Here is a 14,927-nt window from a genome sequence, read left to right as displayed (position 1 = left end):
CCACACTCACCCGCGGTGGCGCGTGACCTGCTTTCCCGCGACGACATCGACCCACATAAATAGTTGGTAGAGCCAGACTCGGGCGAACAGGAGTTACGTCGTCCAATCCGAACTCGTGGTGGAGGACTTTGAACTTCTCGCCGCTTTTGATCCGCTCGTCTCGGCAACGTCGGCCAGCAGCTCGTCCGCCAGTGTGACGAGGTCGGCGAAGGTGGAGTGGCGCAGCCATGGCGGACGGATCGCGTAGGCAATGTCCTCGATCGGTGTGTTGCCTGCGGCACCTGGGGCGAAGGGGCACCCGCCCAGCCCGCCCAACGTCGCGTCGACCATCCTCGCGCCACAATTGATCGCAGTGATCGCGTTGGCCACGCCCATGCCCCAGGTGTCATGGCCGTGAAACGCGACGCGCACATCTGGGTGCGCGTGATGAACTGCGGTAACCAGATGAGCTACCTCGCCGGGGACTGCGCGACCGAGGGTATCGCACAGAACAATGTCATCGACCCCCTGAGTGCGGGCGTCCGCGGTAATGTCCAATACCCGTTGAGGATCAACGTCACCATCGTAGGGGCATGAGAACGCGGTCGCGACACACATTTCAATCCGGCCACCGAGCTCTTGGACCATCTGGATTGCCGAAGGAAGGGCCGCGACGCTTGCTTCGGTATCACGCCCGATATTCGCGCGGTTGTGAGCGTCGGATGCCGAGAAGCAGTACTGGAAGTTGCGCGCACCGGCCTGCGCGGCCTTGTCGATGTGACGAGGCGTTGCCACCCACACCCAGCATCGCCGGAGTTCCTCGGGCGTGAGCTCTCCAATGAGTTCGAGGGAGTTGGCCATAGGAGGTACGAGGTCGGGCCGAGCCATGGAGCCGATCTCGATCTCGGGTACGCCGAGCGCCAAAAGTCTGCGCACGATGAGTGCCTTTTTCTCTGTTGGCAGTACTTTCCCAGTTAGCTGAAGGCCGTCGCGTAGGGATACGTCCCTGATCGTGGTGGTTGAGATGATGGCCGAAGTTGGTGTCATACGTGTGCCTCGCCAGGTAGCGTATCTGCAAATCGTTCGAGTATTTCGCGCGTGCCTTCTCCGAGATCAGGGCCCAGGCTGCGAATGGGCCCGGAGCGTTCTCCGATGACCGGAACAATCCCGGGGAAGTAGACATCTTCGATATGCCCGGCGATGTCAACACGGTGCTTCTGAATCATATTGCGTGATCGGAGTTGCTCGTCATCACAGAGATCCTCTGCAGTGTAGATCGCGCCGGCTGGAATAGAATCGGCGTTGAGCTTTTCCAGTACGAAGTCTCTCGAATGTTGTGCGGTCCATTCTCCGATGGCCACATCCAGTTCGTCCCGGCGACGCCAACGTCCGGCGTTGGTGGCGAGTTCGGTGTCGGCGGCCAGGTCTGCTCTGGCGATCACCGCCATGAGCCGCTGAAATATGGCGTCGCTGTTTCCCGCGATGACCACGTCGCGACCATCGGCACACGGGTAGGCATTGCTGGGCGCTATGCCTTCGATACGTCCACCGACCCGCTCCCGGCGCACTCCGTACGCGGAGAAATCTGGGATGAGTGATTCCATGACCGACAGAACCGACTCGTTGAGAGCGACGTCGATGGTACGACGAGCGATCGGTGGAGGGCTGGGCGAGGTCTCGCGTTCATAAAGAGCCATGATCGTGCCGAAGGCCGCGTACAAGCCGGCGATGGTGTCTCCGATGGATACTCCTGTTCGCGCCGGCGGGCGGTCGGGCTCGCCGATCAGTGCTCGCATTCCGCCCATCGCTTCGGCGACGGCGGCAAATCCTGGCTGCCCAGACATCGGACCCGTTTGGCCAAAGGCGGATATACGGGCGATGACCAGCCTCGGGTTGAGGGCATCGAGTGTCTTTGCGTCCAGGCCCCAGCGGTCCAGGGTTCCCGGTCGGAAGTTTTCGAGAAGGACATCACAGTGCGGGATCAGCCGTTGGATGGTCCGCTGTCCCGCCTCCGTTCGAAGGTCGATCTCCACTGAACGCTTGTTGCGGTTGATGGTGCGAAAGAGCATCGACGTCTCGCCCGCATAGAGTCGCCACCCGCGTAGTTCGTCCCCGGTATCGGGGCGTTCGACCTTGATGACTTCGGCGCCGAAGTCGGCGAGCATTCGGCCCGCAGTGGGAGCGGCGATATAGTTCCCCAATTCCAGTACGCGGATACCGGCCAGCGGCTGGGATGGGGTCACTTGATACCCACCAGGGGAAAGCGAGCGGCTAGCCATTGCTGAATCTGCTCGCCCGCAAGGGAGTACCCGGTGGGTTCGCCAGGTGCGATGGGCCCGCCGAAGTGTGTCCCCCGAACTGCGACGTGTGTCTTGTCTCTGGCCGCGAGCGCGCCGACCATTCGCCGTGTGTCCGAGGGAAACGCGGCTTGGTCCCCGGTGAGCTCGATAAACAGCGTCGGAACTTCCACACCGGCGGCGCATCGAACGAAGTCGGCCCGCGAGGAAATTCCCGACCATGTGGATAGCCATGCTTCCGGTGTCGTTATTCGGCCGAACCCGACTTGGCCGTAGTTGATCAAGTCCGGTCGTCGACCGAATACGGATCCATAAGGCCGCTCATTGGGATCGATGTGCAGGTCGACGGTGCGCAAGTCGGCGTCGGTTCGATAGACCACCATGATATGTGGAGCCAGCGAACGTCGGCGGTCGTTCATGTCACCGGTGGTGTCGAACTGCGCGCGTGCCGTGCGCGTGGCTGCGATGCTCTCGCGCGCGAGAGCATCGAGTCGTTCGACTCGCGCATATTGGGCCTGCCGGTAGAGTTCGACAAATTCCTCGCTGTACTGTGACGAGTTCGGCGGCTCGGCAAATCCATTCCGCGGGGAATAGGCGTTGAGTGCCTCGATGACCGACATGGGGTCGGCTTCGTCGCCGACGGAGGGGTCAATACACCCCAGAAGTAGTCGTCCTTGGCCCGGGTGCGGGGCAAGGAATATCGCGCCGTCGGCGGGAGGGAGGTCGGCCTCGCCGAGTCGGGACGGGCGCCCGCTCGGACTGGTACGAAACCGTCTCTCCGGCGGTAGTCCCGCCTGTTCGGCGTAGTACGCATAGAGCGTTCCGCCGCCTGAATGGCCTAGGGTGACCACGGATTCAAAACCCGCGTCGCGAAGGAAGGTCATTCCGGCAGCGACATCGAGTAGAGCTTGTTCATGGTTGAGGTTGAGGTCGTTGTTGGGCGAGCGCGTGTGCTGCGTCCAGACCGAGACGCCGCTTGTCAGAAGCTCGTTGACCATGCCGTGATGGGTGACGTCGGCGCGCGGATGCATCAGTGTGACCACCGTCGTCGATCCTGGGATCGTGGTGAGCACGCCGTGTACTCGGGCTTTGTCCGCGGTGGTCAATTCGTGCACCGTGGTATGTGAATATTCGGGCCGGTCGGAAGTATCGAGATAGCGACCTGAGCCGAGTGAGGTCGAGCGCGTCATTCGGTTTCCACTCTCATCATGTGTTTGTCGAGTACGACGACAGTTCCGCCGGCGAGTCCGGCGATGGCGCTGTACCAGACAGCGTGGCGACAGCCGGTGGCCTTGCGATCGAATTCCAGCGATGACTCTTCAGTGTGGATGCGGTAGTACGGGCCGACCATGCTCGTGGACAGTGATGCATCGGCGTGGGCGAGTGTGACGATGCCGGCGTTCTCGGGTACGTCGAGGATGTATAGGTCGATCATCGACGAACCTCAGCCGTGGCAGGTGATGTGGATGTGCTTGGGTCCTGCCAGCGCGCAGCCCGCTCGACGATCAGTTCTGCCTTACGGGCGAGTAGCTTGCCGAGCGTCGGCTCAGGCCTCCGGGTGATATCGATGAGTGCCTCGATGGCGATCTCGGCATCGAGATCTTCTTGCGCTGTGACTGGGCGCAACGCCCGGGTCAGTTCAATCATGTATCCGTTGGGGTCGTGGGTGTAGATCGACTCGATGGTTTCGTGAGTGACCTGCATTTCGACTGGCCACTCGCTGCTGTCGAGACGCCGGCGATACTCCAGCAGTACTTCTTCTGATTCGACATGGATTGCCAGGTGTCGTGAATTGAGGAAGAACTCGGGCACTTCGGCGCCGAAGCCCGAATATGCATCGCCGCGGCCGGTCAGGTTCTGCGGCTGCAGTCCGAAATAGTAAAAGAACGCCAGCCGGTCTCCGTCGCCGATATCGAAAAAGAAGTGCACGAAGTCGGGGTGGTCGGCAGGCCCCCAACCTGCGGCACAAATCGAATGCACCACCGGGAAGCCCAGCACATCGCGGTAGAACCGCACCGTGGCCTCAGGGTCAAAGGTTGGGTACGCGGTGTGGTCGACACCGTGAACGAGATGCTGGTCGGCGAGATCTGCCATGTCAATCCTCCTGTACTGGAGCGGGATATGGCCACGCTAGGACTGTGGCGCAAGGCCTGTCAACACTTCTGTCGAATTACGGACGCAGTCGTGCTACGCCAACGTCCGAGTATTGACACGTGAGTCCAATCACAGTACGTTGTGTCGAGAGGCGTGAGCCACCCGAAGTGTCGTCACTGTGAAAGAGGTCCCTGTGGGAACCGAAATGAGGTTCGTATGAGTGGAGTTGTCCCCGTTCGTCAGCGTCGGGTTGCTGTCGTCGGCGGCGGATCGGCAGGAGCGTTCTGTGCTCGGCTGCTGGCTCGCCGGCATAGTGATTGGAAAATCGATCTCTATGACCGCATCCCCGAATCCGAGGCTCTCGGATTCGGTGTCGGGCTGACCGGCGCTCTTCTGGAAACGATCCGAACTGTCGACGCCGCCGTCCACGCCGACATCATGTCGATGTCATTCCAGTTCTCGTCGGCGTCGTTTCGGCTCCCCGCCGGAGAGGTGTTTCTCAACGCGTTTCATCACGGCGTCGCCATCGATCGTGGTGGCCTGATTCGGATACTTCGTCATCGAGCCGAAGACGCGGGAGTGGGGATGCACATCGGTGTCGATGCTGACGCCCTTGCGTTGAGCTCAGAATATGACGTGGTGGTTGCCGCCGACGGCGTCAGCAGCCAGACCAGGGAGCGGCTCGGCGACGAGCTCGGCGCCACCGTGAGTGTCGGGCGCGGCCAGTTTATCTGGTGCGGTAGCGATACTGAGTTGCCCGGCACGACCTTCATGCCTGTGCGCACCGACGACGGGGTGTTCGTGGTGCACGCATATCCCTATGCAGAGGGAAAGTCGACATGGGTTGTCGAGACCGACGATCATGCACTCGCGCGAGCCGGACTTGGTGCCGACGTGTATCCGCGGGGTGAATCGGACGAGAAGAGCCTTGCCTACCTTTCGCATGCGTTCTCTGATCTCCTGGGTGGCAGGCCGCTGCTCGGCAACGCTTCACGGTGGGCGCATTTCCGTACCGTCCGTTGTCAACGATGGTCGCACGGCAACGTCGTATTACTCGGCGACGCGGTGGCCACCGCGCATCCGTCATTGGGCTCGGGCACCAAACTGGCCATGGAGGGAGCTATCGCGCTCAGCGCCGCGATGGAGCACTCGGACGGCAGTCCTGACGCTGTAGCGCAGGAGCTGCATTCCTATGAGGCGGGTCGGCGTGGTGCAGTCGACCGGCTCCAGTGGCGTGCGATGCAGAGCAAGATCTGGTGGGAGTCGTTCCCGTATCGGATGGATGGCAGTCCCGAGCGAGTTGCCGTGTCGTTCATGAGCCGGGGTGGAGCCGTGGGGCTCGATGATCTGCGCCGCACCGATCCTGAGCTCGTACGAGGCGCAGCAGCTGCGTATGCAGACGTAGTCTCTGACCAGGTGCCGCCGTCGGTCCCGGACGAGTGGATTCTCGGTCAGGCCGCCGTCGGTAATCAGAGCACACGCATTGTCGACGACCTGGCCGGCCTTGATGAAATCGCAACGTTGACTGTCGACTTCGATGACGCGTGGGGCGAGCGCGCGACAGAACTCATCGAACAGTTGCGCGGCTCGGCATCCCACGCGTCGGGGGTTGTCGTGGTGACGGGCGATGCCGGGAGACCGGCACTGGTTCATCGCCTGGCATTCGGCGAGCGGGTACGTCTCGAACTAGGCCTACCCGTTGCGATCGTCCTGGATCGCAATCTTCTTGCTGACGGGATCGATGCGCTGGTGGCGGGCCGCGTCGATATGCTTCATCCCATCGCACCGGCCACGGAGTTGGAAAGGGTTTTAGCCCAATGAAACTCACACAATGGCAAGACGATGTCGAACCCTTCGACGAGGCCGACGCGGCTCGGTATCGGGAGGTTTGGGGTTCTGCAACAATCGGTCAAGAACTCGCGGCCCAGGCCACGAGAACTCCAGATGCGTTGGCGCTCATAGGTCCCGATCGCTCTCTGACCTATCGCGAGCTTGATGACGAGACCGATCGTATCGGTGCGGGACTGCTCGACGCGGGCCTCAGGCCGGGTGCGGCGGTCATGTTGCAACTGGACAACGATGTCGCCACGGTGGTGGCCTGGTACGCCCTGATGAAAGCGGCGCTGATTCCGGTGTGCACTCTAAGTGCTCATCGCGGCAACGAGATTCGTCAAATTGCCGCCCAGACTCACGCCGCCGGCCACATCGTGCAGTTGCGCCACAGGTCTTTCGACCTGCTCGCATTCGCCAGGTCGCTTGCCGAGCAAGATGGTTCTCAGCGGCTGGTGTTCCCCCTCGATGACGCGCCCGGCTCACTGATGACGGCCGGTGCCGATCTTTCGCCGGAACGCGTCCGAGAGCTGGTCGATGCGGCCCAGGCTCAGATCGACCCCGATGATGTCGCGGTCTTCCAGTTGTCGGGTGGCACGACCGGCGTCCCCAAAGTGATTCCCCGCCAGCACCAAGAATACTGGTACAACGCTCTCGCGTGGGCGCAGAGGCTGGGCTGGGAATCCGACGTGCGGGTGTTGCACATAGTCCCGCTGGTCCACAACGCCGGGATCGTCTGTGCGCTTCATGCTGCGCACGCGGTGGGCGGTGCATTTGTGATCGGTAGGCCTGATCCTGACGACATGCTCGACGTGATGACCCGGCTGGAGATCACCGACATGCTCATTCCACCCGGCCTGGCCGCCGGTATCGTGGCGCACCCGGGACTCGATGCCGCCACCCGGTCCCTGCGTCGTATCACGATGGGGGGATCAGAGATCAGCGACGCGGTCTTCGAGGCGTTCGAGTCCCGCGGGGTGCCCGTGCTGAATATGTTCGGTATGGGCGAGGGCCTATGTATGGTCTCTCCGCTGGGTGCTCCGCGTTCAGTTCGCCAGCACGGTATCGGCACACCGCTGTCGCGTCTGGACGAGGTGCGGGTGCTTCGACTGGGCGAGGAAGTAGAGGTCGACGACGGCGTCGTCGGCGAACTGTGCGCTCGCGGTCCCTACACGATTCGCGGCTACCTCGCGGCCCCGGAACGGAACGCCGTCGCTTTCACCTCCGATGGCTTCTACCGTACTGGCGACCTCGTTGCCCGGCACCAGTGGGACGGCGGCGTCTACTACACGTTCGAAGGGCGCGCGAAGGACCTGGTCAACCGCGGCGGCGAGAAGATCAGCGCCGCAGAGGTCGAGGGCCTCGTGATCGGGCTTCCGGGGCTGCGTCGGGCAGCCCTGGTGGCGGTGCCCGATGAGCGACTGGGCGAGCGTGGATGCCTGTGTGTAGAACTGGAGCCCACTGCACCAGAGCTCACGCTTGATCAGATCCGTCGACACCTCGACGACCGTGAAGTCGCGAAGTTCAAATGGCCTGAGCGCCTTGAACACTTCGACTCACTTCCAACCACACCGTCGGCCAAGATCGACAAGGTTCGGCTATCGGTGCTCGTCGCCGAACGATCGGCGACGAGTACCACGTCACACACCGCAAACGCGACAACGAGGAGCTGACATGCAATACGTGCTGGGAATAGACGTCGGTGGCACGTTCACCGACGCGGTTGCTGCCGATGAGCAGGGGCGGGTGGTCGGCGCGAAGACGCCGTCGACCCCGTCCGACTACGCCGACGGGGTGCTGAACGCCATTTCCGAGCTGGCTGAAACGCTGGGCATTTCCGAAGCTGAACTGCTCGCGAACACGGCGTACATCGCACACGGAACGACCTCGACGCTGAACGCATTGGTCACGGGCAATGTCAACGGCGTCGGATTCATCACCACCAAGGGTCATGGTGATTCCATCGCCATCATGAATGTCGAGGGCCGTTATCTCGGCCTGTCGGGATCAGAGGCACAGGACCTGATCAATACCCGCAAGCCCGCACCTCTCGTGCCTCGAACCAAGGTCATGGAGGTGACCGAGCGCGTAGATCAAGGTGGCACGATCCTTGTTCACCTGAATGAGGACGAGGTCCGCGCGGCGGTGCGAGAACTCGTCGATAGTGGGATCGACGCCATAGCCGTATCGTTGCTGTGGTCGTTCCAGAATCCCGCACACGAACGCCGTATCCGTCAGATCATCAACGAGGTCGCGCCAGACGTCTTCGTCTCGATCTCGAGCGAGGTTTCGCCTCGAATTCGCGAATTCTCCCGCAGCTCTACGACAATCATGAATACACAGCTTGGCCCTCCGTTGAAGCGCTATCTCGAGCCCTTGTCCGCAGAGCTCAAACGACGCGGAGTTGCCGGTCCGTTGCTGATCATGCAGAGTTCGGGCGGCACGGTGTCGGCCGCCGAAGCGCCCGCTTCGGCCATCACGACAGTGGGATCGGTGCTCAGTGGCGGAGTGGTGGGTGCGTCGAGGCTGGCTGCTCAGCTGGGGCATCGGAATGTCATCACCGCTGATGTGGGAGGAACCACCTTCCTCGTGGGTCTGGTCGTCGACGGTGAACCCGTGCGCGCTGCGGGAACCATCATCAATCAACATCCGATCAATGTGCCCACGATCAAGGTCGATGTGATCGGTTCCGGAGGCGGGGCAATCGCCTGGATTGACGCTGGCGGGAATCTTCGGGTGGGACCGAAGAGTGCCGCGGCCGTTCCCGGACCAGCCGCATACGGTCACGGAGGGATCCACCCCACGGTCACAGACGCCGACCTCGTGCTCGGAATCATCAACCCGGACTACTTCCTGGGCGGTAAGCGTGCATTGCGCGTAGATCTTGCCGAGAAGGCTCTGCTGGAGAATATCGGAAACCCATTGGGACTCAACGCCCGCGAAGCCGCGGCTGCGGTCTACGAGGTCCAGAACGCCCAAACCGCGGACTTGATGCGCAAATCCGTCGTCGAGTCCGGAAATGATCCGCGCGATTTCGTCGTATACGCCTTCGGCGGCGCTGGTCCGATCCACGCCTCGGCATTCTCGATGGAACTCGGCGCCAAAGAACTTGTCATCCCTCTCGGAGCGGCGGCCTCGGGCTTCTCGGCCTACGGGCTTGCCGCATCGGATGTGATCGTGTCCGCCGAACTGAGCGACCCGTCGCCGTTCCCGGTGTCGCCGGATCGAGTCAACGAAAACTTCCGAACGCTTGCCAGCCAGGTGAGCGATGCACTTGACAGGCAAGGTGTCGAGTTTGAATCGCTCTCTTTGACCAGAGAGTTCGACGCTCGTTACACGGCGCAGATGTTTGAGGTCACCGCGCCGGCGCCGCCAGAAGATGTTGATGAATCCGGCATCGGGTTGATGACCGAGTCATTCGAGCGCCGCTACGCCGAATTGTATGGCGAAGGTTCAGGGTTGCCTGCCGCAGGGCTGCAGATCATCACCTATCGAGTTCGCGGTATCGGCCGCCTGCCATTCCGGCCCACCTTGCCGGAGCATCTTCGGGCCGACAGCAGCAATGCGCAGGAGGCCATCAAGGGGCACCGGCAAGTGTTCCTACAGGTCGAGCGCGGATTTGAGGAGACCGCGATCTACGACTATGGGCTACTCCGCGCAGGACACCGCATCCAAGGTCCAGCGGTGGTCGAAGTGCCCACCACCACTGTGACCATTCCGGCTGGCTACGAGGCGCACATCGACGCTCTCGGAAACATCAGAATCCCGCTGGACACTCACGCCTGAACTCACGAGGAGATACCAATGACCGATCTCATGCCGGTCCCCGGCTCGGAGCGATACAACAGCCGCCCACCAGAGATGGATGAACTCGCCCAAAGCGTGGCCCCATCTCTCAAACTGCATCACCTGCAACAGGATCAGGCGTCCGTCGACCCTTTGACCTATGAAGTTGTCCGTCACCGAATCTGGTCAATCACCGACGAGATGGGGCAGACCCTGAAGAGGATGTCCGGCTCGCCCGGGGTCACCGAGGCCAACGACTTCGGGTTCGCCATCTGTGACGAGCTTGGACAGGAAGTGCAGGTCGGTACCTACAACACCGGTTTGGTGGCATCGACTGACCTGGCTGTGTACTGGACGTTGCGCAACCATGCCGACAATCCGGGTATCGAACCGGGTGACATGTTCCTGAACAACGATCCGTGGGTCGGTGGTGGCCTGCACCAGAATGATGCGACCATTCTTGCCCCATTGTTCTGGGAAGGCGAACTCTTCGCGTGGACGACAGCAAGCTGCCACCTGATCGATGTGGGTGGCCCCAAGCCGGGATCAGCGAATCTCGCGGCCACCGATGTCTTTTCCGAAGCTCTACCCACCCCGCCCACCAAGGTCGTCAGGGACGGCATCATCCAGAACGATGTACTGGGTATGTTCACCCGTAGGTCCCGGATGCCCGCATTGGTCGAACTCGATGTTCGCGCCGAAATCGGCGCCAACCGCGTCGGTCACCAGCGTCTGACCAAACTGATCGAGCGTTACGGCCCCGCGACGGTCAAAGCGGTCATGAAACGAATGATGGACGATGCCGAGGGCCGTCTGCGAAATCGGCTTTCCTCGATTCCCGACGGTGACTGGCGAGCGACCACATTCATCGAGCAGTCGGTCATCGGCGATCGCGACCTCCACAAGATCACGTTGCACTTGACGAAGACCGGCGACCACCTCACCTTCGACTTCACCGGCACTGATCCGCAATCGGGCATGATCAATAGTCCCTACGCGGGTATGCGTGCCGGCGTGGTGTTCGCGATGCTCCCCGTGCTCGCCGGTGACATACCGTGGGCAGCCGGAGGGATCATGCGATGCTTCGACCTGATCAGTGACGAGGGCACGATCAACAACGCCACTTTTCCCGCAGCGATCGGCTGGGCGCCCATCTCGGCCGGCTGGGCGACGTCCAACGTCGTCGCCGAATGTCTCGGCAAAATGCTCGATACCGCACCTGAACTGAGATCACGAGTCCAATCGGTATGCACGGGCGCCTACGACATTGCGACACTGGCAGGTATCGATCAACGCGGCGCGCCATCTGTCGGAATCATGTTCGACACCATGGCCGGCGGCTTCGGCGCACTGCCGCATCGGGACGGAACCGACACTGGCGGAATCTTGCCGATCGCCATGGGCCGCGCACCCGACGTCGAGATGTCGGAGTTCCTCGGTCCGTACCTATTCCTCTGGCGCAGAGAGGAAACCGACTCTGGTGGGGCCGGGCAGTTCCGTGGCGGAGTGTCGATTTCATCGTGCCTGATCCCGCACGGGACTCCGATGCCGATGGGCGGAAGTTTCAGCGGCAACGGCAAAGCCCGCCCGGACGCGAGCGGGTTGGCAGGCGGTTACCCCGGAGGGGTTCAGACCGACCTCATCGTCCGCGGAGGCGATGTTGGCTCACTGCTTGCAGGTGGCACGATCCCGCAGACCGTAGAAGAAATCGGTGGATCGGTGGAGGTTATTCCCAACAGGCTGGAGACAGTCATCATGCTTGATGACGTGATCATCATCCACCCGTCAGGCGGCGGAGGCTATGGCGACCCCATCCTGCGCGACCCGCAGCTGGTGGCCGACGATGTCAGAAATCGGAAGGTGTCGCGCGCCGCGGCCGAGAGCCTCTATGGCGTGATGATCGATGACAACGGCCAGGTGAACGCAGTTGCCACCGAGTCGGCACGAATCGAGATCCGGCGGCAGCGCGGTGCAGACCAGCCCGACATCCCGCTTCGCGGTGCCGATGAAACGGGTCACACCGGCCACGATCACTTGAATGCGAGTCTGACTGTGACAACTGTCAGTGGCGTAGCTACTCTGACCTGTCGCCAGTGCGGCACCGCTCTGGGTTCGTCGGAAGCAGCGCTCGCCGACAATGCCAAGGTCCACGAACTTGCGGTTCGCCAGGTAACCCCGGAAGCGCCAGTGCCAAGCAACTACGTCGACATCGACACGATGTTTAGGGCTTTGGTCTGTCCATGCTGTGGGACGTACTTTGAGACGAGCGTAGTACCCACGAGCAGCGTCGAAGCTGTGACCTAGGAGAAGGAGCGGAGGGCGGCAATGGCCGATTCGGACACCACTGGTTCGACCGCAGCAATGCGGCGTGATCTCGTAGAAGACGAACTGTTCGACAAGGCCAGCCAACTGTTCGCGGAGAAGGGCTTCGCGGGAACAACCCTGCAAGACATCGCTTCAGCAGTAGGAATGAGCCGCCCGTCGCTCTATCGCTATGTTCGCAGCAAGGAGGAACTACTCGAACGAGTCGTTCGCGATGTCACGGAAACGGCCGGCAACCTGGTTGATGAGGTTTTGTGTGAGAACGCCGAGACCCCGGATGTTCAGTTGCGCAGACTCATCGTCTCTATGGTCGAACTCGTAGGACGCAATCCGGCGGAGTATCGCCTACTGGCCCAGAATGAGTCGTCGTTGCCGAGTGAGCTCGCCGCGCGACACAGGAGCACGCGGCACAAAGTACTAGAGGCAGTGACCGGTGTCATCAGTGAGGGGCAGCGGCAGGCGAGGTTCTCGCCCGTCGATCCACGAACCGCCGCGTTGTCGATCATTGCGATGTGGAACAGCGTCGCCCTTTGGCATCACTCCGACAACCTGACCACGATCGCGCGTGACATTGGTGAGATGGGGGTAAGGAGCATTTCCGTACCAGAACATTCGGCGGGTAGCACCCCGCACGAACTCATCGCACTCGCCAGAGAAACGCTTGATCGACTCGAAGTCACCATTCCGGCCGCTGATCATCCCCACGGGTAATGAGACGGCCGCGATGGTGCGATGAAAAGAAAGAATTATGAATTCCCCACGTCATACCGTCGTCATTGTCGATGCGATACGCACGCCCATCGGCAAGGCGCGCAACAATGGAATGTTCGCTTCGGTACATCCCAACCACCTTCTCGCACAGGTCTATCAATCGCTGTTCGATCGTACTGGTGTCGATGCCGGCCAGGTTGGACAAGTCCTGGCCGGCTGTGTTCAGCAGCTGGGGCCTCAAGCGTCCAACATCGCTCGGAACGCGTGGCTTCAGGCGGGTTTGCCGACCCACGTACCGGCCACCTCACTCGACTTTCAGTGCGGTTCTTCGCAACAGGCTCTGCACCTGGCTGCTTCGACCATCGCGGCGGGCACACATGACTGCGTGGTCGCCGCAGGCGTCGAATCGATGAGCGTCGTGCCCTTTTCCGCCGGTCTACGGGCTCAGGAGGAGTTTGGCGATGCCTTCACCCCAGAGATGCAACACCTTTACGAGCTACCGGCGCGAGCCAATCTCAGTGGCCAGGGTGCGGCGGCGGAAAGGATCGCAGACAAATGGAACCTGAGCCGTCCGCAGCTGGATGACATGGCCGTCCAATCCCATGCACGGGCGGAGGATGCGCGGAGGAAGGGGGAATTCTCCCGCGAGATTCTTCCTATCGAGGTGAAAGGCGTGGCCCACAACGACGACGAGGGAATCAGGCCCGGAACTTCCGCCGAGAAACTTGCTGGCCTCGCTCCGGCGTTCGGCGGCAAACTGACCGCGGCAACCTCGTCCCAGGTATCCGACGGTGCGGCCGCAGTCTTACTCATGTCAGAGCAGCGCGCCGCTGAGTTGGGCCTGCAGCCTCGGGCCATCGTCCGCGATCACGTTGTCGTCGGCGACGATCCGCACATGATGCTTACCGGACCGATCCCGGCGACAACATCGATCCTGAAAAGAAATTCCCTCTCTGTGGCCGATATCGGTGCCTTCGAAATCAACGAAGCATTTGCTTCCGTCGTCGGCGCGTGGATGGCCGATCTCGAGCCTGATCCCGAACGGGTGAATATCAGGGGCGGTGCGATGGCTCTGGGGCACCCACTCGGCGCCTCAGGCGTCAGACTCATCACAACACTGCTGCACATCATGGAGGATACCGGGGCCCGATACGGCCTCAGCACGATGTGCTGTGGGGGAGGACTGGGCACCGGAACGCTGGTTGAGCTTCGGTGACAGCGGTGGAGACTGGCGAAGTGGTCCGATTGGCCAAGACGGTGACCGAATTCGACGTTTACGGGTTCGCCGGTATCACCGGCGACTTCTATCCACTTCACATCGATGCCGAGTACGCCCAAGAACATCCTGCCGGAGCACGAGTGGCGCACGGAGTACTGATCTTGGGCCTGATGTCTGCAGCCGCGGGGCAGTGGATGACTCGCAAGGAAGTCGATGGCTACTCGTACGGCTACGACACTGTTCGATTCATCAAGCCCGTCTATTTGGGCGACACCGTCTCGGTGACTTTCACCGTCAAGGGCGAGCGACCCGAGGAAGGCGGCAAGATTCTCTGCGCCGTCGATGCGCACAACCAGCATGGAGAGCTGGTGGCTGTCGCCACCCATGTCATCTGGCTGAATTGAGCGTGACGGGGCGCATCAGAATTCCCCAGTGATGCTCTCGCCTCGATTCCTCTCATTCCCCAACCGTGTGGGTCCGCCAGAGCAGACGTGCCTTTCGTGATGCCAGTGGTCTCTGACCATTCACCAGCTATGGCGGAGACGATGCGTTGGGGGTTGACCGGCTCTTCGAGGTTGGGCGGGCAGTGCCCAACCTCGAAGAGCCCCGTGCCGACATTCTTCTGGCGAGATCACGGTCTCGGCCAGATCCACGGACGGTTCACACAGACAATGCAGTGATCCGAACCT

Annotated in this window: 12 protein-coding genes; 7 read left to right on the top strand and 5 right to left on the bottom strand. The window is 61.6% G+C overall.

Going from position 1 to position 14,927, the window contains the following annotated elements; translation table 11 throughout:
* Positions 1-93: 93 nt before the first annotated feature.
* From EF294_RS14410 to EF294_RS14390, 5 genes are read right to left on the bottom strand one after another with little or no spacing between them, the layout of a single operon-like run.
* Positions 94-1,026: a beta/alpha barrel domain-containing protein gene (locus EF294_RS14410; RefSeq protein WP_123931282.1), complete on the bottom strand. Its 933-nt coding sequence runs from the start codon at positions 1,024-1,026 to the stop codon at positions 94-96.
* Positions 1,023-2,258, bottom strand: a complete 1,236-nt coding sequence (locus tag EF294_RS14405) for a CaiB/BaiF CoA transferase family protein (protein ID WP_123931280.1) — start codon at positions 2,256-2,258, stop codon at positions 1,023-1,025. The genes EF294_RS14410 and EF294_RS14405 overlap by 4 nt, the downstream gene beginning before the upstream one ends.
* A complete protein-coding gene (locus EF294_RS14400) occupies positions 2,219-3,466 on the bottom strand; it encodes an alpha/beta hydrolase (protein WP_123931278.1) in 1,248 nt (415 codons plus the stop codon). The genes EF294_RS14405 and EF294_RS14400 overlap by 40 nt, the downstream gene beginning before the upstream one ends.
* Complete coding sequence (locus EF294_RS14395; RefSeq protein WP_123931276.1) at positions 3,463-3,711, bottom strand: hypothetical protein; 249 nt, start codon at positions 3,709-3,711, stop codon at positions 3,463-3,465. The genes EF294_RS14400 and EF294_RS14395 overlap by 4 nt, the downstream gene beginning before the upstream one ends.
* The gene (locus EF294_RS14390) at positions 3,708-4,370 is read right to left on the bottom strand and encodes a VOC family protein (RefSeq protein WP_123931274.1); all 663 of its coding nucleotides are present in this window, start codon (positions 4,368-4,370) and stop codon (positions 3,708-3,710) included. The genes EF294_RS14395 and EF294_RS14390 overlap by 4 nt, the downstream gene beginning before the upstream one ends.
* A 216-nt stretch (positions 4,371-4,586) precedes the next feature.
* Here EF294_RS14390 and EF294_RS14385 point away from each other — a divergent pair, with 216 nt between their 5' ends.
* From EF294_RS14385 to EF294_RS14355, 7 genes are read left to right on the top strand one after another with little or no spacing between them, the layout of a single operon-like run.
* Positions 4,587-6,191, top strand: a complete 1,605-nt coding sequence (locus tag EF294_RS14385) for an FAD-dependent monooxygenase (protein WP_123931264.1) — start codon at positions 4,587-4,589, stop codon at positions 6,189-6,191.
* The gene (locus EF294_RS14380) at positions 6,188-7,873 is read left to right on the top strand and encodes an AMP-binding protein (protein ID WP_123931262.1); all 1,686 of its coding nucleotides are present in this window, start codon (positions 6,188-6,190) and stop codon (positions 7,871-7,873) included. Before EF294_RS14385 ends, EF294_RS14380 begins: the two co-directional genes overlap by 4 nt.
* Before the next feature lies 1 nt (position 7,874).
* Positions 7,875-9,986 (top strand): hydantoinase/oxoprolinase family protein, encoded by a 2,112-nt coding sequence (locus EF294_RS14375; protein ID WP_123931260.1) that lies wholly within the window; start codon positions 7,875-7,877, stop codon positions 9,984-9,986.
* Positions 9,987-10,004: 18 nt separating this feature from the next.
* Positions 10,005-12,290: a hydantoinase B/oxoprolinase family protein gene (locus EF294_RS14370; RefSeq protein WP_123931258.1), complete on the top strand. Its 2,286-nt coding sequence runs from the start codon at positions 10,005-10,007 to the stop codon at positions 12,288-12,290.
* Positions 12,291-12,311: 21 nt separating this feature from the next.
* Positions 12,312-13,019 (top strand): TetR/AcrR family transcriptional regulator, encoded by a 708-nt coding sequence (locus EF294_RS14365; protein ID WP_123931256.1) that lies wholly within the window; start codon positions 12,312-12,314, stop codon positions 13,017-13,019.
* A 37-nt stretch (positions 13,020-13,056) separates the two neighbouring features.
* Positions 13,057-14,235 carry a thiolase family protein gene (locus tag EF294_RS14360; RefSeq protein ID WP_123931254.1) on the top strand — a complete coding sequence of 393 codons (1,179 nt, stop codon included), beginning with the start codon at positions 13,057-13,059 and terminating at the stop codon, positions 14,233-14,235.
* 20 nt (positions 14,236-14,255) lie between these two features.
* The gene (locus EF294_RS14355; RefSeq protein WP_425459436.1) at positions 14,256-14,642 is read left to right on the top strand and encodes a MaoC family dehydratase; all 387 of its coding nucleotides are present in this window, start codon (positions 14,256-14,258) and stop codon (positions 14,640-14,642) included.
* Positions 14,643-14,927 lie beyond the last annotated feature (285 nt).

The organism is Gordonia oryzae (assembly GCF_003797185.1).
GTDB lineage: Bacteria > Actinomycetota > Actinomycetes > Mycobacteriales > Mycobacteriaceae > Gordonia > Gordonia oryzae.
This window is presented reverse-complemented; position numbering and strand designations above follow the sequence as displayed.